The sequence below is a fragment of the Ruegeria meonggei genome (genome assembly GCF_042768335.1).
GTDB classification, from domain to species: Bacteria; Pseudomonadota; Alphaproteobacteria; order Rhodobacterales; family Rhodobacteraceae; genus Ruegeria; species Ruegeria meonggei.
On sequence record NZ_JAXHBT010000001.1, the window covers coordinates 3664086 to 3685236 of the forward strand.

Annotated in this window: 18 protein-coding genes; 13 read left to right on the top strand and 5 right to left on the bottom strand. The window is 54.1% G+C overall.

Translation table 11 applies throughout. The features are described 5' to 3' along the window. Positions 1-439 precede the first annotated feature (439 nt). Entirely contained in the window at positions 440-2065 is a 1626-nt protein-coding gene (locus tag SJY13_RS18145) for a hypothetical protein (protein WP_377192902.1), read from the bottom strand. Between the two features lie 480 nt (positions 2066-2545). Between SJY13_RS18145 and nhaC the strand changes: the two genes are divergently transcribed. The 9 genes from nhaC to SJY13_RS18190 all read left to right on the top strand — a co-directional run bounded on the left by nhaC (position 2546) and on the right by SJY13_RS18190 (position 10685). Further along, positions 2546-4018 (top strand): Na+/H+ antiporter NhaC, encoded by a 1473-nt coding sequence (gene nhaC, locus SJY13_RS18150; RefSeq protein WP_377192904.1) that lies wholly within the window; start codon positions 2546-2548, stop codon positions 4016-4018. Positions 4019-4089: 71 nt separating this feature from the next. Continuing rightward, complete coding sequence (locus SJY13_RS18155; protein WP_377192906.1) at positions 4090-5106, top strand: GlxA family transcriptional regulator; 1017 nt, start codon at positions 4090-4092, stop codon at positions 5104-5106. Between the two features lie 402 nt (positions 5107-5508). After that, on the top strand, positions 5509-5850 hold the full coding sequence (locus SJY13_RS18160) for a zinc ribbon domain-containing protein YjdM (protein WP_377192908.1): 342 nt from the start codon (positions 5509-5511) through the stop codon (positions 5848-5850). A 588-nt stretch (positions 5851-6438) separates the two neighbouring features. Continuing rightward, positions 6439-6792 carry a hypothetical protein gene (locus SJY13_RS18165; protein ID WP_377192910.1) on the top strand — a complete coding sequence of 118 codons (354 nt, stop codon included), beginning with the start codon at positions 6439-6441 and terminating at the stop codon, positions 6790-6792. Further along, positions 6782-7621, top strand: coding sequence for a hypothetical protein (locus tag SJY13_RS18170; protein ID WP_377192912.1), 840 nt, complete (start codon positions 6782-6784; stop codon positions 7619-7621). Before SJY13_RS18165 ends, SJY13_RS18170 begins: the two co-directional genes overlap by 11 nt. A gap of 83 nt (positions 7622-7704) precedes the next feature. Beyond that, complete coding sequence (locus tag SJY13_RS18175) at positions 7705-8904, top strand: DUF1611 domain-containing protein (protein WP_377192914.1); 1200 nt, start codon at positions 7705-7707, stop codon at positions 8902-8904. Between the two features lie 23 nt (positions 8905-8927). After that, positions 8928-10022: an alanine/ornithine racemase family PLP-dependent enzyme gene (locus SJY13_RS18180; RefSeq protein ID WP_377193704.1), complete on the top strand. Its 1095-nt coding sequence runs from the start codon at positions 8928-8930 to the stop codon at positions 10020-10022. A gap of 49 nt (positions 10023-10071) precedes the next feature. Next, positions 10072-10284, top strand: coding sequence for a hypothetical protein (locus SJY13_RS18185; RefSeq protein WP_377192916.1), 213 nt, complete (start codon positions 10072-10074; stop codon positions 10282-10284). 119 nt (positions 10285-10403) lie between these two features. Beyond that, complete coding sequence (locus tag SJY13_RS18190) at positions 10404-10685, top strand: hypothetical protein (protein WP_377192918.1); 282 nt, start codon at positions 10404-10406, stop codon at positions 10683-10685. A gap of 318 nt (positions 10686-11003) precedes the next feature. On the opposite strand, the gene SJY13_RS18195 is transcribed toward SJY13_RS18190, so the two are convergent. After that, complete coding sequence (locus SJY13_RS18195) at positions 11004-11690, bottom strand: GntR family transcriptional regulator (RefSeq protein WP_377192920.1); 687 nt, start codon at positions 11688-11690, stop codon at positions 11004-11006. Between the two features lie 140 nt (positions 11691-11830). On the opposite strand from SJY13_RS18195, the gene SJY13_RS18200 reads away from it, so the two are divergent. Together SJY13_RS18200 and SJY13_RS18205 are read left to right on the top strand one after the other, a co-directional pair. Then, positions 11831-12988, top strand: coding sequence for a M24 family metallopeptidase (locus tag SJY13_RS18200; RefSeq protein ID WP_377192922.1), 1158 nt, complete (start codon positions 11831-11833; stop codon positions 12986-12988). 2 nt (positions 12989-12990) lie between these two features. Beyond that, on the top strand, positions 12991-13785 hold the full coding sequence (locus SJY13_RS18205; RefSeq protein ID WP_377192924.1) for a carbon-nitrogen hydrolase family protein: 795 nt from the start codon (positions 12991-12993) through the stop codon (positions 13783-13785). Positions 13786-13952: 167 nt separating this feature from the next. On the opposite strand, the gene SJY13_RS18210 is transcribed toward SJY13_RS18205, so the two are convergent. Beyond that, entirely contained in the window at positions 13953-15047 is a 1095-nt protein-coding gene (locus tag SJY13_RS18210; protein WP_377192926.1) for a helix-turn-helix domain-containing protein, read from the bottom strand. 115 nt (positions 15048-15162) lie between these two features. On the opposite strand from SJY13_RS18210, the gene SJY13_RS18215 reads away from it, so the two are divergent. Further along, positions 15163-16206 (top strand): alpha/beta hydrolase family protein, encoded by a 1044-nt coding sequence (locus SJY13_RS18215; protein ID WP_377192928.1) that lies wholly within the window; start codon positions 15163-15165, stop codon positions 16204-16206. Positions 16207-16286: 80 nt separating this feature from the next. Here the strand turns inward: SJY13_RS18215 and SJY13_RS18220 are convergent, their stop codons facing one another. Further along, positions 16287-18014, bottom strand: a complete 1728-nt coding sequence (locus tag SJY13_RS18220; protein ID WP_377192930.1) for an ankyrin repeat domain-containing protein — start codon at positions 18012-18014, stop codon at positions 16287-16289. A gap of 196 nt (positions 18015-18210) precedes the next feature. Between SJY13_RS18220 and SJY13_RS18225 the strand changes: the two genes are divergently transcribed. Beyond that, on the top strand, positions 18211-18861 hold the full coding sequence (locus SJY13_RS18225; protein WP_377192932.1) for a hypothetical protein: 651 nt from the start codon (positions 18211-18213) through the stop codon (positions 18859-18861). A 42-nt stretch (positions 18862-18903) separates the two neighbouring features. Here SJY13_RS18225 and SJY13_RS18230 read toward each other — a convergent pair whose 3' ends face one another. After that, positions 18904-20484 carry a serine hydrolase domain-containing protein gene (locus SJY13_RS18230; RefSeq protein ID WP_377193706.1) on the bottom strand — a complete coding sequence of 527 codons (1581 nt, stop codon included), beginning with the start codon at positions 20482-20484 and terminating at the stop codon, positions 18904-18906. Between the last annotated feature and the right edge of the window lie 667 nt (positions 20485-21151).

Genomic DNA, 21151 nt, shown 5'->3' on the forward strand with positions numbered 1-21151 from the left:
GGATGCCAAACGCGCCGTTGAATTATTGGTGGGTGAGAATGAACTATAAGTATAAGTAACCCGCCAGTCTCGACCGCCTGATAGACCATCTGCGCGTAGCCGGTCTACCTGAATGACTAGTTTGGAAAACAGAAAAATCTGAATCGATTCTGTCAGATAAATGGGCTGTCCCACGCATTGCGAGCTCGTATGCGCCCCAATTATTCAGTCTTGGTGAACGGTAGGCCCGATGAAGCTGAATTGCAGCGCTTGATGACGTGGCAATGGCCCGCCGTGGGTCGAGCCGCGTTGCCGCGTAGATTTGCGTTGGCAATGCCGGCAATGGGTCGTCCTCGAGATTTGTCAGTGGAGGGGCAGGGGGCTATTCTGCACTGCCTCTGAGATCAGCTCAGAGCCCAAAGCGGCTCTAAACCTTCGCACTCGTATACCATTTGGACCTCTATGCTTGGATCGGATCGCCCGGCAACCCAATCGCCTCTCTGATGGGGTCAGGCAGATGAAGGTTCTGTGCTAGGATGTCCGCTTTTTCCAACAGTACTTCCGCCCGCTCTGCGGCAGTTTCCGCGTCAGAATGCATTCCTGACTTCCTTAGTATCCACGCCTTCACCAACCAGAAGTGTCGACAGTAGGGACGCATTTCAGTCGCGTCCGAAATTGCTTCAAGCGCGAGTTGCTGATCACCTGCCATCATGTGGGCAATCGAAAGTGGATAAAGCCGGTACGGCAGAAACGGATCCTCGGCGGAACGATCGACAGCTTCTGCCAAACTCTTCCGAGCAGCCTCCCAGTTGCCGGCAATTAGTTCGGTGTAACCGCTCGCCTCCATGCCCAAAACGTAGCTGGGATTCAGTCGGAAAATTCTACTGATGTCTTTCCGTGCACCATGCAGATCGCCCGCGAGGCGCGCGCGCACCTGCGCCCGCGTGTACCAGCAATAGTCGGAGCGTGGCGCAGCCTGAACAGCCTTGTTCGACAACTCGATGATCCGCGTGCGCAAATCAGGACCGGCCTCGCGATAGCACGCTTCCAAAGGGTACAGCTTGGCTTCACACCACATCGCAAGCCCGGACCCATTCGCGGGATCAAGTCGAAGTGCTCGCTCCAGCAATTTACCTGCATGATTATAGTCCTCGACGGTGGCACGATAAAACAGCATAGCCGCTCGGGATCTCAACTCACTGGGGCTCAATTGATCGTCTGGAATGTCGCTAAGTCGGTCACCGTCAAACGCGTTGATCTGTAGACGCAATTCGTCCGAGAGCTGTTCTGCGGCCCGGTCGGTCAATTCAAACAGGTTCTCTGCATCTCCGTTTAAAAAGCGCGACCAAGTCACCTGCCCATCTCCTAACCGGATAAGGCTGGACGAAATTCTTGCTTCTGTCTCCCGGCAGCGCAACCTGCACCTTAGGCTATACGTTGCTTCGGTCTCGAACGTTGAATCTGTTGCGATCACACGCACACCAGTACGGCGCGAAAGACTGTGAACCAATTGCTCCTGCAGATCGGCACAAACCTCAAGCGTTTCTCTCGTTTCGGGAGCACTTGTGACCGGCTCCACTGCAATGGAAGGCAAATCGGTGTGCTCAACTTCACGCTGCGTTGCGGGCCGCCATTGAAACCCGTTCACCGGATTGGCAAGGTTCTTTAAATCGAATGTACCCGCATCGCTGAAACCCTCTGACAGCTTTTCGTCCAACTGCCGCTTGAGGTCTTCGGAGATCATCACTCCGCCGGGTGGCGCCTCGGTTTGCAGGCGCGCGGTGATGTTGATGCCGGCGCCATAAATGTCAGTCTCGTCTTGAACGATCTCCCCGAGATGTGCGGCCATCCTCAGCCTGATTTTCTCATTGTTGACCAATGCCAATTGTACAAATTGAGCGGTTTCGATTGCCGCTGAAACCGATGGAAAGGCAATGATCCATCCATCACCCATCCGTTTCAGTATCTCGCCGCCTCTTCGTACGGCCTCGGGCTCTAGACGTTTATCACGAAGTTCGCGGACCAACTCGATTGCGAGCGACTGATCCGCCTCCATTGCGGACGTATAGCCGACCAGGTCGGCCATCAAGATCACAGCAAGGCGAGCTCTCATACAGCGAAGTTAGGACAACGTTCTAGTTTTGTCATCTTTTGAAAGCAGACGATGCGACCTCGGAACATCACTACGGCGATGCAGCGAAAGACTTCTAGGTCCCGCTCACCAGTTCGCCAGCGGCTTGATTTCGCACCCGCAGCGAATGGCCGGAACGCGGACTGCGACCGCAGCATCGCGGCAGGTCGGTGAATGTCTCTTAAGGGCCGGTTTCCAATTTTCGTCGCATAGTCCGTTGGTTTGCGCAGTTTAGGCGGGCGCAGTACACGGGGCAATTTGCCGGGTTCTATCGCATTGGTCGGTCTTCAATTCATTCGAAGAAGCCGAAACCCGATGCACCTATGTCGCAAATTCTAACAGGATGTGCGCACAGGCCGACGGTCCCATACCGGCATATTTGGTTTCTTTCGCAGATCATAACGGTTTTGGATCATTCCAATGGAGGAGACCAATATGTCTGCGAATGAAGACAATATACGGCAACCCGGCTTGGTGCTGGCGCTTGTGCCAATAGTACTCACCCTGTGTGTACTTGGGCTGCAGCTATTCTATTTCGGTGACTTTACACCGCACATCCCTCTCGCATTCGGGATCGCTATTACTGGCATCGTTGGCCTCATGTTGGGTCACAAATGGCCCAGCATTGAAGAAGGCGTGTTCCACGTCATCAATATCTCTCTGCCTTCGGTCTCGATACTGATCACAGTTGGCATGATCATCGGTGTATGGATCGCAAGCGGCACCGTCCCGACGCTGATCTATTACGGTCTCAAGATCTTGTCGCCCGAGCTTTTCCTTGCCGCAGGAATGATCCTTTGCTCTATAGTCTCTGTTTCATTGGGCACCTCGTGGGGAACAACTGGCACGGTCGGCCTGGCGCTGATGGGGATCGGTGCCGGGTTTGGTATCCCAATGTATTGGACGGCGGGGGCGGTGGTCTCTGGCGCATTTTTCGGAGACAAAATCTCGCCTTTGTCGGACACGACAAACCTGGCCCCAGCAGTGACAGGGACCAATCTGTTCGACCACATTCGCAATATGCTCCCAACGACAGTTCCTTCGATGCTGATCGCGCTGGTGATCTACTTTGTCGTCGGGTTCACTCTGATTGACACGTCTCAGGTTTCGTTTGACCGCATTCACGCAATTACGACTGCATTGGATGATGCGTTCTGGATTTCGCCAATCATGCTGTTTCCGGCTGTCCTGGTCATCGTATTGGCCGTCATGAAACAACCTCCGATCCCATCGTTGTTTGCAGGGGCCGTTGCGGGCGGCATCATGGCTATCTTCTGTCAGGGGGCCGGGCTACATGAGACGTTCACCTTCGCCAACAGCGGATACTCGATTGATACTGGTGTTCCGGAGATCGATCCCCTGCTGAACCGCGGAGGCATTCAGTCGATGATGTGGACGATTTCACTGGTGCTGCTGGCCCTGGGTTTTGGCGGAGCGCTTGAGCGCGTGGGCTGTCTTCAGGCCATCATCAAAGTTGTCATCTCGAAAGTGAAGACGTTCGCTGGAATACAGATCTCGGCTATCATGACATCTGTCGCCACCAATACCGTTGCGGGCGACCCATACCTGTCCATCGCACTGCCGGGCCGAATGTATGCGCCCGTCTATCGCGCGATGGGCTATTCACCGCTGAACCTGTCCCGGGCAGTCGAGGAAGGCGGAACGCTGGTGTCCCCTCTGATCCCGTGGAATGCAGGTGGTGCTTTTGTAATCACTGCACTTGGTTTGGGTATTGCGGACGGGAACTTCGAAAACCTGCTGTATATACCGCTCGCGTTTGCTTGCTGGCTGTCACCGGTCATCGGTATCATCTATGCCATGACCGGGCTCTTCTCACCAAAGGCGAGCGAAGATGAGATCCGTTCGTGGGAAGAAAGCGGTGAGCCTGTTGCGCAGATGACCACCTGACCGTTCTGCACCAACACCGCAACAGGTGTTGGTGCCCTTCATCCGTCTTGGTCGATACTGGGAGGAGAGATATGGACCCGAGAAACTTTGTCCCTAAAGGCGCGGCCAGCTATCGAATAGACTATGATGGATCAGCCAGGGAAATCTACTTCCTGCTGTTGCCAAAGCTGACCATGCTGGCCTTTAGCGCCGCGGTGGAACCTCTGAGGATTGCCAATCAGGTCACAAACAAAGAACTGTACAAGTGGTTTCTGATCACCGAAGACGGAACTCCGGTTTCTTGTTCGAACGGGATTGAAATAACGCCGGATTTTGCATTGCGCAATCTTCCGCGATCCTCGCGGCTATTTGTTTGCTCAGGCATTGAACCGGCGGAGAGTACAAACCCCAAAGTCCTGTCGTGGATCAGTCGACAGAGAACCTTTGGCTGTAATCTGGGTGGTATTTGCACGGGCGCTTTTGCCCTTGCGAAGGCCGGGGTGCTGTCAGGGAAAAGGTTCACATTGCACTGGGAAAACCACCCGGCTTTCGTCGAAAATTTTGTCGATCTGGAGCCATCGGCAAACCTGTATGAAATCGACAACGAGCTCATGACATGTGGCGGTGGAAGTGCCGCAACTGACATGATGTTGGACATGATCGAATCCGACTTCGGAAACGATCTGGCGGTCATCGTATCGGACATGTGCATCCACTTCCGATCCAACAACAGCAAAACGCTTCAGAAATCAGCCTTCTCGGTGGCCCTGGGCAGCCGCAACCAATACCTGATCAACGCCATGCAGATCATGCACGAAAACCTGGAAGAGCCGTTGGATATCTCTGAAATAGCAGAAGCCGTACAGATATCGCGTCGTCAGTTGGAGCGTCTCTTCCAAAAGTATGTCGAAATTTCACCTGTGCAATTTTACATCGAACTGCGCGTCGCGAGGGCTTACGCATTGCTCAGCGAGACCGAGATGGCGGTTGCCGAAATTGCGGCAGCTACAGGCTTCAGCAGCGCTACCCAACTTACGGTACAATTCAAGAAACGCTACGGCGAAGCGCCAACTTCTTTCAGGAGGGGATGGTCTGAAAGACGCGAATGACTTGCGCCTGACCAGTGTCAGAATTCGAAACTTCAGAACAGCTGATTAAAGTTCGGTGCAGTTAACAAAAGTCCGCTTTGGCAACGCTGCAATGCGGTATCTTTGGTTTGGTGAAAGTCAGCAAAGGGCCGAAATCGAGATCCATCAGCAAAGGGGCAGGGGGCTATGCTGCGCCATCTCCGAGGTCTCTTGTGAGCCCCTACCGGACCTTCACTGCCATTTGAGACTTCGCTTGTGCAGCAAGTCACAAACCTCGCCAAGCGGACGTTCAGCTCAAATTAGTAAAAGGCGGCATCGCGGGCAGCGACCGCAGCATCCGAGATGGGCGCTGAATGTATCTTATGGGGCCTCTCTTCTTGAAGAGGTGTGGCTAGCCGTCGATAGGGACGCTATAGCTTTGCTATGGCCGATACATTACCACCTTGTCCTGAATGTTCTTCTGCGTTCTCCTATCAGGTAGATGCTTTGTTAAATTGCCCAGAGTGTGGGCATGAATGGGAGCCGGGGTTGCCATCGGATGCGGTGCAAGAGGTGCGCGACAGCGTTGGCAATGTGCTTCATGACGGTGACGCAGTAACAGTGATCAAGGATTTAAAGGTTAAGGGATCTTCTTCCGTCGTCAAAGTGGGGACCAAAGTTCGAAGCATTCGACTTGTGTATGGGGATCACGACATTGACTGCAAAGTGCCGGGAATTGGCCAGATGGGACTGAAGTCTAAGTACGTAAAGAAGATATCCGGTTGAGAGTTGCCAGTATTTTTCGCGCGGAGCTAATGTCCGCTTCAAGGAAGTTCCATTGCAAAGTTGAAGGTGAAGTTGGATGGCGGTTTTGGGCCGTCCGAGTCATCAGTATTTGGCGGGGAAGGGAACCTTTCTGCGACGTCACCGAAGTCCGGAATGAGCCCTTAGATGCCTTTGGTGTTGATGCAGTGAATTTCGGCTTCAGAGTAGCATACCAAAGAGATCACATAAGTGGCTACGGATTTGCCGATATACTAGGTGAACGCTGGCTTGCGCCCATTTCTTTCATCGGCATTGGGGGCCTTGGAAACAGTGGTAGGTCGACGAACGTTGCAATTCAGCCGCTGTGGGGCTATGTAGAGTGTACTAAAGTTCTGGTTTTCTGCGGCCTGGGCAATTTGCCTGCCAGAGTGAACTACGTTCTTCCATCATGAAAATTCAGCTGTCACGCCCTCTAGTTGGGGTCTGATGTTTGGGAAGGTTGCCGATGACATCGCGCACGACCGCATCGCTTGTGACGCGAGTTGATCCGTTTGTAGTGGAAAGAGACAAAACAGCGAGGCGGCGCTTTCTCCGCCAAAGGATCTAAAAATGACATTTCCGGAATGGACGAAACCAGGCATCTACGGTGCTTTGTGTGGTGCGATTGCGGTCTCAATCCTTGGCTTTACTTGGGGAGGCTGGACAACCAGTGGCAGCGCTCAAGAATTGGCTAAGGATCATGCAAGCGAAGAAGTGACGCTCGCGATGGTGCCGGTTTGCCTGAACAGGTCAGCTGCTGACCCCAAGCGAGAAGAAATCATCTTAACCCTCCAAGAGGCCTCTGGCTTCAATCGCCGCAAGGCTATGATGGATACGGGTTGGGCTACGCTGCCGGGGTCGGAAACGCCAAGCCGCGACCTTGCAGATGCCTGTATTGCGAGGCTTGAGCTGGATGGATCATAACTCAAAGGCAATGCCGCAACTCTGTCAGGCGATCTGGGGAGCGCATCTGTCACTAGGTATTCAGATGATTGCGGCTCTGATTGTGCTCCCAATCGGTGCTCTGCTTCTGTCTTCAACGCCTGCATATGCTCAATCCACATCGCAACCTGTGCCTGAAAATGCCACTGCAGAGAGCTACGGTGACGGCTGGAAATGTAACGCCGGGTACAGGCTGAGTGGCGATGGCTGCGCCATTGTTATAGTACCAGAAAATGCGTATCCGACCAACCGCACCTATGGCTCTGGTTGGGAATGTCTTCGTGGTTTTCGCAAGAACGATGATACGGCCTGTGTTGCGGTGATTGTACCTGAAGGCGGATTTCTTGGTCCATCAGGTGAGCGTTGGCAATGCTCTCGTGGTTTTCTCAAAATCGACGACACGTGCCAAGAAATTGTGGTGCCGGCTAACGCATATCTGGCAGCCACGACCTATGGGCCCGCGTGGGAATGCAAACGTGGGTTTGAAGCATTGGACAACCTTTGCGTCGCCATTGTAGTCCCAGCCAACGGGTATCTGAATTCATCAAGATACGGCCAACCCTGGACATGCGAACGCGGGTTCATTGAACAGGATGGCTTGTGCACGGCCATTGTGATCCCTGAACATGCTTACTTGGACGATGCAACCTACGGCACGGGATGGAAGTGCGAGCGGGGATACGCAACCTCAGGTGTGAGCTGTGAAATAATAGACCTTCCTGCGAATGCCCATCTCGACAGGTCCGGAAACCGTTGGGACTGCAACAAGAATTTCCAGTTATCTAAGGGTCTATGCATTCTCGATAACTGAGCGCGCGGCACGATTATTTCGACCTCATTACCCGATGGTGACGACAACGTTGCCTTCGGCGACGACCACAAAAAGGAAACATCATGAAAACCGACTTTAGCGCGGTAAACACGATCCGTCGTCACGTCAGTGGTGCACAAGCGCCGCCATTGACCAACGATAAATCCCTAAGATCCACCTCGGCCACTCAGATCGTCTTGCCACCAACTGCGATTGTCTATTGCCAGGGTAACTTCGCAAAAATTGACGGCAAAACTGCAAATGGCCTTGTTCGTCATTCAGAGGCCTACAGGATCCTGTCTGTCATCGATAGAGATCACGACGGCGAAGACAGCGGACTGGTTCTTGATGATGCAGTAAACCACATTCCTGTATTCAGAAGTCTGGATGCTGCTGTCGTCCATGAAGCCATCATCCCAGATACCCTCATTTACGGAATGGCGCCTTCTACGGGGAGACTCTCATCGACAGATCGCGACGTTGTTCTCGACGCGATATCACTAGGTATGAACATCGTCAGTGGATTGCATGAGTATTTGAGCGATGATCCGGAAATTGCGTCTTTTGCGGCCGAACGCAAAGTCACCATCCGAGACATTCGAAAACCTAAACCCAGCAAGGATATGCGCCTGTTCGACGGAAGTATTGCAGGTGTGAAGGCACTGCGCATAGCGGTTCTTGGAACCGATTGCGCCATTGGAAAACGGACAACAGCGACCGTATTAGCCCGCGCCTTGAACGCAAGGGGCATCAAGACTGTTCTTGTTGGTACGGGTCAGACGGGTTTGATGCAGGGCGCAAAATATGGTGTGGCAATGGATGCCGTGCCGCCGCAGTTTTGTTGCGGCGAGCTTGAAGGCGCGATCGTTGACGCTTCCGAGGCGGAACAACCCGATGTCATATTGATCGAAGGCCAAGGGGCGTTGAGTCATCCGGCCTTCTGCACATCCGCCTTTATCCTTCGGGGCAGCCAGCCGGACGCCGTCATCCTTCAGCACGCTCCAAAGCGTGCACATCGCTGTGATTTTCACAATATGCCAATGCCCAAGCCTGCAAGTGAAATTGCCCTTATCGAAGCGTTTGCTGACACAAAAGTCATCGGCGTCACACTCAATCACGAGAGGATGTCTGAGGCCGAGATTACCGACACTATCGCCGCACAGTCACAAATACTCGGGTTACCCGTAACGGATGTACTCAGCCGGCCGGCATCGCATTTGCTTGCAATGGTTGTCGCCGCCTATCCTGTTTTACATCAATCCGCACCTGTGGCTGCGATATGAACACCCCTCGCATTGAGGTGCATATGAGCAAGATACGCCACAATGCGAAGACTATGGTCGGGCGCCTCAAGACACGCGGCATCAGCGTCACCGGTGTGACCAAAGCAGTGTGCGGGCATCCAACCATCGCTCAGGCCATGCTGGACGGTGGCGCTGTGGGACTTGCAGAAGCTCGTCTTAGTAACGTGCGGAAGCTACGCAATGCGGGCATGACATGCCCGATCACCTTGATCCGTACACCAACGCTGAGCCAGGTCGATCAGGTCGTCCAGTACTGTGAGGCAAGCTACAACACAGAGATCCTCGTGATTACCGCTCTGGCCGCCGCCGCGATCCGGAAAGACTGCATTCACGGCATTATCCTGATGGTTGAGATGGGCGATCTGCGCGAAGGGATCATGCCAGAAGACCTCGCCTCAATTGCACAGCAAGTGGTGGAAATGCCCGGTGTCGCATTGAAGGGCATCGGAGCAAACTTCGCATGTCTGAGCGGAATTGCCCCAAATGCTGCAGACATGGACGCCTTGTCCGTCCTGGCGAATGACACTGAGGGGCAGTGTGGTCCCTTCCTTCGGACGGTGTCTGGCGGTAACTCGGCCAACCTTCCTTGGGCCTTCGGTGGACATCCAGCTGGTCGCATCAACGATCTAAGGCTGGGGGAAGCAGTACTTCTGGGCGTTGATCCGGTTTCCGGAGATCAGATAGGTGGGATGTATACGGATGCCTTTACGCTTGTCGCCGAAGTCATTGAAACGGGGTCCAAACCTGCAACTCACCCTCAGAGCATCTGCGACCCGGTATTCAAAAGACTTCACCTTGTCCCAAAAAGTGGACAGAGCACACAATTAGTTCTCGCCATTGGCCAGCAAGATACGGATGTTTTCGGGCTTTCTATGCCGCCTCGAAACAGGCTCATCGGTGCAACAAGCGATCATCTTGTTATCGGCACGTCCCATTCGACACAGAGCGTGGGATCGGAAATGAGGTTCCAAATGAACTATAGCGCGTTGATGAAAGCTATGTCTGCTCCTGACGTTCAGACAAAGCTGCTCCATCGCAATCCTTCACAAAACGCGCGTGTCTCTCAAGGACCAGGCAATCACCTGGCATCGATTTGAAATACTCAATTGATAAATGCTCCATTGAAAACGGTAAGGAGAATGACCATTGGCTAAGCGGACAAAAACAGCCCTTTTCAAAGCACAAATCCCCAACGCGGAAACACCGATGGACAAAACATCTCGGGTCGTTAGGGAGATGGTCAACGAAGAAGCAGAGCAAAGACAGATCAAAAATGCCCGGCTCCGCAAAACTCGGCTCGAAAGGGATGCGCCGACACCATCTGAAGCCTGTCCGCCGAAGCCCGTCAAAAAGCGGTGACTGGATCGTTGGCCCTCCTCTCCGCGCGACTTGATTGAGCGAAACACAAACAAAGTGGCTAGCGAGCACTGTTTATCTCATGCATCAATAGCGCCCGTACTCGTTTCAAGGATATTGCCATGACACTCTCAGATGAGAGCTCAGAAAAAGTTCACTACATCTGCCAAACATATGTGGAACGGAAGCCAGGACGCGGAGGGCAAGGAAGCTTGAAAATTGGCAAGCAATTTGAATACTCCACGGCAGCGGAAGCACAAAACAGAGCAGAAAGAGAAGCGCAATCCGACGATTGCGCTGGCGCCGATGCCTACATGGTCAGTGAGGATCCGAACAGTGGCGAAGTCGGATCACCAAGTTTCCTCATTCGGCTTGGCAGTGTCCCGGAATTTGATGAGTTTTAGATATCTAACTGGCTTCAGTTTAACTCTCTAATTGCACCGCGGTTGCGGTACTAGCTCGACCAAGAACTTATTTTTTTGCCAGCAGAATAGACTGTATTGGGCGTGGATTTTGTCACGAAACAGGGCCATTACACCAAGAAAGCGGTCGTTGGAACAAACGCAGAGAATGCTCACTTCGTCCTGCGTACTGTGAGTTCGACCTACTTGCGGTATTGCGCTCGCAGCGAATGTCCGGAAAGCGGGCTGCGGCCGCAGCATCCAAGCTGTGGGCTAGATGTCTCCTTTGGGCCGCACGTGACTAAAACTCGCAGGTCTTTGTCACTCCACTTCGGATGATAGTAAATGCTCTTTGATCCGCTGGTAGCCATAGCCGATATGGGTGCGCTGGATAAACCCAATCGCGGCCACATCGCCAAGTTTCAGTGCTGTGTTGATTTCCTCAAGCTCCACAACCAATGCCAATGCCACGTCAGGGCCCACCAGGTTGCCAACCCTGTACCAGGTGCTGGCGGCCTGATGGTAGGTTTGCCGCCAGAACGATTGCAATGTGCTGTTTCCGATAAGGTTGGCGATCAGTTCGTGTAGACGGTGGTTGATTTCAACATATCGTTTGGATTCGAAGGACACGCATAATGCTCGGGCTTCCTCCAACAAACCTTTTCCAGTTTCGCGGTCGGCGAGTGTGATTGCGCGCGGTGACTTAGTGCCGATCAACGAGGCCAATTCCAGGCGCATGTCGTAGACATACCTTATCTGGGCCGCGGTCAGCGCGACAACCACGGTGCCCACACCATTACGTGTTTCAACCAGTCCCAGATAGCTGATCCGGCCGATCGCATCGCGAACCGGTGTGCGGCTGACCCCGAATTCGGCGGCCAGTTCAGATTCTTTCAGCTGATCGCCAGGCTGATAGTCCAGAAAACAGATACGCTTCAAAAGCTCAGTCTGAATGGACTCGACTGTGTTTTTTGGGCTCGTCTCGACGATTTGCGCAATGCGGCTCATGACTGTCTCCTCAACTCTATCTGCATACACCATTGGTGAAATGTGTACAATATGTGTGGATTTTGTTTAAATGACTCCTATGCTGCATATAGCTAATGCGTTTGCTAAGCACACCGACTCACCATCGCAGGAAGTTTTCCATGCTTGACGAAGCCCGAACCCGCACCCTTTCACTTCAAGCCCGCATGCGGGACATGGGCATTCAGCGCGCCGTCTTTACCGACGAAAGCTCAATCGCCTATCTCGCCGGGTTTTGGGGCTATCTGGGCATCGAATTCGGCCGCCCGACCATGCTGGTGGTAGGCGCCGAAGAGGCCCCCGTCGTGATCACGCCGCTGATGGAAAGCGAAATGGTGGCGGCCATGACCTGGGTCGAGGATGTGCGTACCTGGGAGGACATAGGCCAACGCAACTGGGGTCGCGCCCTGGTCGGTGCTTTGGGTGACGAGCCAGATGAGATCTGGGTCGAACGCGGCAGCATTCCTGCCATCGCGCGCAACCATCTGGACGAAACCTATCCGGATGTGCCGATCAAGGACATCTCGCCGGTTTTGGGCGCAATGCGGGTGATCAAATCCCCGTTTGAAATTCAGGTGATGAAAGAGGCCGGCCAGATTGCCAACGCGATGATGACCGCCGCTCATGGCAGCCTGCGCGAAGGTGCAAGGGAATACGAAAGCGCGCTGGCGGTGATTGATGCGGGCTCCCGCCGTGCTGCGACTTTTTTGACCGACAAGGGGTGGGAACGGTTTGTCTCGCCGATGATTCACAACCTACAAATTCTGCAAAGTGGGAAAGACACTTCTATGGTGCATCGCCGCGCCTCGGTGAGAGAGTATCAGCGCAGCGATCCTGTCTATTTCTGCTTTTGCAACATGGCGCAGTTCAAGCAATACAAGCTGGGGTTCGACCGGATGTTCCACATTGGTGAGGTGACCGATGAGGCCGCCCGCGTTCAGCAGGCCGCCATTGATGCCCAACAAGCAGCCATCGCCGCCATCCGCCCGGGCATTGAGGCACAGGAGGTGGCGGCGGCGGCCAATGAGATCTACGCGGCACGCGGATACGAAACCGGCTATCGCACTGGACGGTCCATTGGCGTTGCCTATCTGGAGGCGCCAGAGCTGAAAACCGGCGACACCACGATCCTGCAACCGGGCATGACCTTTGCGGTGGACGGTGGCATCTCTATCGACGGCGTCACGGCAGGGCGCATTGGCAACTCGGTCGTGGTGACGGAAACGGGATTTGATTACATCACCGACTATCCCCGCACCTTGCTGGTCACGGAAAACTAGCGATGGGCCGCACGTTCCGCCTTGCCGTGGGGCAATCTCCGGCCGAATTGCCAACGACGCGGGACCGGCTGGACTGGCTGGCCGAAACGCTGCCCACAGTTGCAACGCATCGTGCTGACCTCTTGGTGCTGCCGGAGCTTTTTGCCACTGGCTACAACATCGGTGATCAGATCGCGGAACGGGCCGAACCCGCAGATGGCCCCATCGCACAGGCAATCTTGGGATTGGCCAGTGCCCATGGCCTCGCTATTCATTATGGCTTTCCCGAGGTCGACGGGAACGCAATCTTTAACACCGCGCAGTGTTTTGGGCCGGATGGCACGCGATTGGGCATTCATCGCAAACTGTCCATCCCGCCGGGTTTCGAGCGCAAGTATTTCACACCGGGCGACGGATATACGCTCTTCACCTACCGCGATGTACGGATCGCCACGCTGATCTGCTATGACGCCGAATTTCCCGAGACAGCGCGGCATGTGTCGTCGATCGGGGCAGAGTTGATCCTGGTCCCCACGGCGCTCGGGGAGCAATGGGATTGGGTCGCGCAGCGGATGATACCTACGCGCGCCTACGAGAACGGTGTTTACCTCGCCTATGCCAACAGTGCAGGGGCCGAAAACGGCTTGTCGTTTCTGGGGCAAAGTTTCATCGCAACCCCGGATGGACAAGAACTTGAACGGGCCGGAGCAGAGACCGAGATTCTATATGGAACATTGGAGTTAGACAAAGTGTCGGCCGCTCAATCTCGGCTCCCGTACCTCAGGGACCGGGAGGTGCTCAAACTCGATAATCTTTAACTTGTATCAAACTGCGGATATTCCTACGCCGCAGCCGTTAGATTCCTTTAAATGCTGAGCGTGTCATCCAAGGTCTGCTTTGGCGAAGCTGCGACGCGGCACCCATAGCCACGATGAACGTCTCCTTTGGGCAGCAGATTAACGTCATTCGATTTATGACCGTGTATTTACGCAGAGTTTGCCTGTTCGAAATTTTGCGGATTATGGTCGTCGAAGGGTGATTTTTCTTTTGAATTGCCAAGTGTCCGGTACTCAATAGGCGATTGTCCGTAGACCCGTTGGAATGCACGATAGAAGTTGGAACGTGCCAAGAACCCTGATTGAGCAGCAATGTTGGCAACGCTTTCATCAGTTTCTGTAAGCAACCGGGCTGCATGAGCCAAACGAAACTCGTTCACGTACTGCGACATGTTGGTTCCCTGAGTTTTGTTGACAGCAGACGACACAGAGCGGGCCGGAAGGCTCAGGCGCTTGGCAAGTCGTTGGACGGTTATGTTGGGGTCCAGAAAAAGCTGTTGCTCATCCATCAATGTTCGCAGTCGCTCTACGACTTCCGCATCTTCAGTATTGGCTACAGGCGCTGCGTTTGTCACCGCGTTGGCTTTGGAGAACATCAATGGGAGCGTGATTGACGTCGCAAGAAGAAGAAAGATCAACGGAACAGTTCCGTAAGAAATCAACATTGAGGCATTGGCGCCCTTGTTGACTGCAAAGTCGATTGCGATCGCGCTATCCAAAACCAGTACAAAGACGAGAAATCCAATGCCGCGTAAAAGCCAGTTGGAAAGGGTCTGTGTGACATCGACCCGCGCTTGACTCAGTGCGTCGGGCCCCTTCCGCCAAAGTAAGAAAAGAGAGACGCAATAATACGAATAGCTGGCACTGATTACCCAATCCAGACTTCTCAAGTCACTGGCAAAGAGCAGATACAACCCGATCAAAATGAAAGGCGCACTTAGGTGCATCATGACGATCTTGGCGACGTCGTGTCTTTCGACAGCCAACGATGCAAAGCTCAGATACAGGAGCGGCCCGAGGAACAAGGGCAACGTGCGTTGCAGCGGGATCAACTCTTCAACTCCGTAGCCAAATCGCAGACCGACCAACAGGGATGAGAAGGCGCCCAACCCAAAGAAGGCCGAGAACAACATGTTGGCCAGACGAAAGCCCAGATCCAACCGCCAGGCCAGCATGGTCAGCACACCGCAAAGCAATGCTGTAGCCAGCGGCAAGGGAAAACTGATCAACCCGGGGCTGTCCATTTGTCCTCTTTCTATCGAGACATGTCCTCAATCAGGATCAAGGACAGGTATAGGCAGTGCAAAGCATTGTTTCAAATAAACCTACGGCTCAGCTTTGACGCATCTTGAACGATGATTGGAGCTTTCGATGAGACAAACTTCTTACCTTCTTGCTGGAGTCTTAGCTATGTGCGCAGCCACGGCATTTGCCCAGCCGTACCGGTCTGCAATGACAGAACTCAGTATCGCCGACGTCGAGGGAAAGCGCGATCTGTCCGGATTCATTTGGTATCCAACAGATGCCACTGGGCCAGAAACATACGACTTCGAAAGCGAAGTGTGGGTGGGGACGAAAGTTGTGAAGGATGCTGCGCCAGCGACGAGCCGGTTCCCACTTGTTGTCGTATCTCATGGTATGTTTGGTAACGCTTATAATCAGGCGTGGCTTGCCGGGGCCCTAGCGCAACGTGGTTACATTGTGGCCGCCATCAGCCATCCTGGTACGTCAACTTGGTCTCGCGACCCCGATCTGACCCGGCAACTATGGGAGCGGCCAAGGGACATTTCCCGTGTTATAGACCATGTGACTGGTGCATCTGATTTTTCGCAATATGTCGATTCAGACAGGATCTATATGGCTGGACACTCACTGGGTGGGTTCACGGCCGTTGCCTTGGCCGGCGCAAGGTACGACGCAACCGGGTTAAGTCAGTTTTGCGACACTCAGCCAGACGAACTGGCTTGTGGCATCCTTTCGGGTTGGAAAATCGCGCAAACACCTGAAGATCGCGTTCAGATGGAGGCCGATCTGTCCGACCGCCGGATTAAGGCATTTGCTGTTTTTGACCTTGGCGGAACTCAGAGCTTTTCCGGCACCAGCCTTCGTCAAATTGATCGACCCATGCTTGTCTTTGGGGCACCAATTATGAATTCGGGTCTGACGCTCGACATTGAATCCCGCGCGCTGATTGCCGCCCTACCAGAGAGCAATTCGCGCTATATCGAGCCGAAGACGTTATCGCATTTCGATTTCCTGGGTCGCTGCAAGCCCGGAGGCTATGAGCTTCTGGCAAAAGAAGAACCGGGAGACGAGATCATCTGCGCGGATGGAGGCACAGCGCGTGCTGACAAGCATGAGATGATCATCGACGCTGTTACGGATTTCTTCTCGAATTCCTGACGCGACCGGAGGCGGAGTGGTATGGCAACACAGGCCTTCCGCTTTCGCCATCACCTGCTGTCATGATCGCACTAACCAGTTTATGCGACACCACCTTCGACGACTTGTTCGGGATATCGTTCCGCCCAATCTGACAAAAACTCGGATACCGCGTCCTGGCTAGCCAGTTCTATGGCACGGTGCGGGAGAGCGACGCCTTCCCGCAGTGCCAGACTCAGACACCGAGTATAGTCGCGGTCTAATCGTTGCGGGCAGTTCTCCGATCCATGAATAATTGTCGATAGAAGTGTTCCCCCATAGCCGTTCACATGTGTCAGGTCTGGCTTTAACGACAGAAGGTACTCCATGACGTCTGGCAAGCCCTCCCATCCGGCAACCTGTACCGGCGTCAATCCTTCGGTATCTGGACGGTCATATTCAACTCCTAAGGCGACCAGCCGTCGAACGTGATCCAGTTTGCCCGGGATATGCAAGATCATTCGGATGATATTGCGGTAGGCATCAGGTATGCTGTCTGGATCCAACTTGCCCCGCGGCTGAACGCCATCCGCAACAGCGGCTAATAGTGTTTCGATCTCACTCAAAGCAGTATCTGCGCCGCGCTCTTCGAGCATCCTCGCCAAACTGGCATTTCCGAACACTCGCGCATGAGCATAGGGCGTTGTGTTCTCGAATGGGCGGTTCAGCTCGGCGCCGTTTTCAAGCAGCAGCTCCACCATTTCTGACGAGGACATCCTGCGCGCGGCTTGGTGCAGGGCAGGGACGACCCATGGTGCTTCGCCGCCAACATGCGTCCCGTCAAATTCATCTACTTTAGCCCCATGGTCGAGAAGCATCTGAACAGCTGCTGTGTCATGGAAGTCCATCGCGCGCAGCAATGCGTTTGTCCCCTTCGGGTCGGCACCATGATCCAGTAGCAGTTGCAATCCCTTATGATGGCCGAGCTCGGTTGAATGATAAAGGCTCTCACCGTCGTTCGGATTTGCACCGTTCTCCAGCAGCCATTGCCCAAGAACCATATTGTCCGAATGGCCTATGGCGAAGTAGAGCGGTGATAGCTTGTAGTCATTGCCATAATAAACCGGTGCACCGAGATCAATGTAAGCACCAGCTTCCAAAAGCGAGTTTGCGATATCAAGCATGTCTTGGGACAGCTCAGGTGCGTGATGAATCCACTTGGATCGGGCAAGGATCGTCAATGGAGGCGCCAGATCGCCAATGAGCTGCGTCGCCAGTTCTGGCGCTTTGTCCAGAAACTCCATCACGTCCAACTTGCGATAAAGGGCCAGACAAAGTCCGAAATCTCCGTCTGCCAGATCTGAGGCGTCAGCCAGCAGTTGACTTACTGCGGTGAAGTGACCCTGAGCGAGGGCCAGTTTCAGGCGCTGCCGCTTCGCGGCTTTGTCCATGCCAAGCAAATCGACCGCGAACTTTAGTGCAGGCCAAGACGGAAAACTGTTTTCGCGCGCAATTACGTGCAAATAGTCCGAGTGCCTTAGAGCTTTTGCCTCCGGTCGAGGTGGATAGTTTGCGATGCGTTGACGGGCACGCAATTCGCCTGCTTCATAGGCTTTGCGAAGTGCTTTGGCATCGCGGCGCAATTGGTCCAGGGATTTTGTCATCGGTGTCCTCACTTTTGGCTCGATGGTCCGCTTGATCCGAGCATGAGACATACCGAAATAAGGCTGTCGAATTGTTGATAGAGATGCCGGTGACGGCTTTCCGCGAACCTGGAGGCTTTCCCTAAAAGCAGTCTCAACATAACCATTTGCAGCAACACCCGCAAGATCGGCTTGAGTGGATGACACTGGAGCGAATGACTGCAAAACGAAAGCGGCGGAGTACCGAATGACTAGACCGGCGATACCGGCTCTGGGCCGTTCCCAAATTGCCAAGCGTTAGGTTGCTTGGCGCGGGGTTGCACCGCCTCTGATGGCCGCGAAGACCCCAGTTTTTCCGATGCCTCACCAAGAACGAATGACTCCGAAGTGCAAAAAACCGAACTTGATCGACATGAGTTCGGCAATCATTATCTGTTGCACAGGTTCAAAGGCACTCAATCGCCAACGCATCAATTCTCTTGATGCGCGAAAATGGTGGGTTGTTCGCGATACAGTTGGGAAAGGATACAAGGTGTCGATGGCGACTGTCGATGATTTGCGCAACGAACTCACTGGCTATGACGGACGAGACCCATCAGTCCTTTCAGAGATCGCCGCTCGACATGAGGACCAGCCATGGTTTCTTTCGAGTTTGGCTGATCTTGTGCCGGATGAGGAAGCAGTCGTGTCTGAAGGGGCGACTTGGATCATCAAGGCCATGGTGGAGAAAGGTCACGACTTCCTGCCACAGGACGTAGAGCGACTGGTTGTTGGGCTTGACGAGGTGACAGCCTGGCAAGCGCAGCTGCACATTTGTCAATCCTTGGTCCACATGTCAGTACCGCAAAAGGTCGAGCCTATTTTGAAGCAATGGTTGAACTCCTTGCTAGACGCGCCGCGCCCCTTCGTCCGCGCTTGGGCCGTCGATGCCATGTGTCGACTGTGCGACAAGCACTCGGACAGGTGGACTCTGCTTGAACTGATGTCGGAGGATAAAGCTGCGTCAGTCCGGTCGCGTGTTCGGAACCTGATGACAGAGTTCGGCGAACGGTAACCCTGCGCTGCCTTTTTCTGATCCGATGAAGATTTTCGCTGTTTATGTGTCTGGAGAGTCTGGAGCCCGTGGCGAGTCCGCCCGCGCGCGAAACACTCGGATAACGGTAGCGCAGACCGCCATTGTAGACATTGCCGCCAACCATAGGGTGAGATCCGGCGTCTGGACCACGATGCTTCGAAGCGATAGACCGATAGCCCAAGGCAAAGCAAAAACGATTGCGAACACCATCGCAATGTCGGCGGCAGCACTTCGAAGTGGATGGCGCGCTGGGTCCCGTCCAATCGCAATGCGCACAAAGGTGGCTGTCTGGTGGATTAACACAAGGCCCAGCCCGCTCCAGAACAATATCAGCCAGGTCCGATAGCCAGACTTCGGTAATCCGAGAGGCCCGCCGGCCAAGTGAAGGGCAATATCGTTGGCAAGCCTATGGCTGGTTGGTTGGATCGGCAATGGTAACGCCGAGGACGCATTTGTCAGCACCACCACAGCCGCGTCATGCTCGGGAAGAAGGATCATCTTTCCCCGAAAGCCGGGTAGGACGCCACCATGCTGGACCGACCGGATGCCTGCCAAATCTACATTTCGCCATCCCAACCCGTAAGTAAAACCATCGCCCTGGGCGGTCCCGTTATGCATCTCCGCAAGACCTGCAGCGCTGAGGATTGTCTCCTGTTCCCACACTCTTTCGCCCAGCTGAAACTGAAGAAACCTCGCCATTTCCGCGACGCTTACTGTTATACCCGCCGTGGCCAAACGCCCGGGTTCGGAAGGACGATCATCAGGCCTGGGCCAGACGAACCAGTATTGGTGGCCCGCGGATCGGCATTCGTCGTTTCGCGCTCGACTTTGTTCGATGCCGAGCGGGGCGAATACCTGATCCGCCAGAAGTATGTCGAATGGTGTGCCAGTGACCGTCTCCAACATGCGTGCTGCGAGAAGGTAATTGGCGCTCGAGTACGCATGGCGCTCTGTGGATGGGCCATTCAGTTCCACATCCGCAAGACTCTCGACATACCGTGCGAGCGATGCATCCGGCTGCAAGACGGGCGTTCGGGTCGGCACACCACTCGTGTGTGTCAGTAACTGGCGCAGAGTGATGTCGTGCCAGACGCCACCACTCATGTCTGACAGTTCCGACAGTGTTGCGCCGACAGAACTATCGAGCGATAAGCGTCCCGTCTCGATCAGACGCATCGCAACCAACGCAGTGAATGCCTTGCTCATCGAACCGATCACAAAGCACGTGTCTTCGTAAACGGGCCGACCACGGCCATCTTCACCAAAACCCTGCAAGAACAGAACTTGCGACCGCCGGACAATGGCGATGGCAGCGCCCGGTACGCGATCACGTTCAAGCGTTCGAAGGACATGTTCTTCGATGGCATCTAGGTCGGGATCAAGAGCCTGAGCAAATGCGGACACGCTAGAGAGCACGAAAAGCAGAATTGTTGTCAGGCGTGCGATGTTTGCTTTGAGAAATACACCCGTAAAGACATTGAGGAAACGCGAGAACAATCGAACACCCTGCCTGGAAGTACGCAGACAAGTTAGCAACAAAGGCGGTTCATCGGCCAGTGGCAATCCTTTCGCCGAATAGACATCAGGACATTTTCGATCCATGCGCACGTTGTCCGCACAGGTGGGTTCGAGCGACTGTAAGTTTTGCACGCGCGGCGAATGCCGGCAATGCGGGGCTGCGACCGCAGCATCTGCGACATGGGTCGAGTGACCGGTCTGGGCCGTCCTCGTAATCAGCTATTGGCAGGGCAGGGGGCTTTGCTGCAACGGCACCGAGGTCAGCAGCGAGCCCAAAGTCACCAATGCTGCGTGGCGCACTAACGTCCGTTGTTGGAGAAGTGAACCTGGGGTTTTGACTTACAACCCTGTTTTTGGATTCCTCACCTTCTCCTGTCCGGGTAGTTCGCAACGATCGAACATGCTCAAACAGTCATCAGTGTAAAGTTCAAGCTATAAGGACCTGTGCGCGTGCCCATGGTCCAAGCACGCAACTTACCGTTTCTGGCAACTTGGAAGGGCGGCTGTAGTCGACAATGGCGCATCCTTTACCATCTTCACTGATAACGGTTAGGAGTGAATGCGAACGTGGGATATCATTGTGTCTTGGGAGGGTACTTTTTTGTTGCCAGCTAGTCCCAAATCGCAACACTATTTCGGAGTTCTCGCCTCACTATTTCGCGCCTTTTTTGTGACTGATTGGGAGAGACTGGATTTTGAATAGCTTCGGATGCATTAACCACTTGGTAAATATCAGAAATTTGCCAGTCGC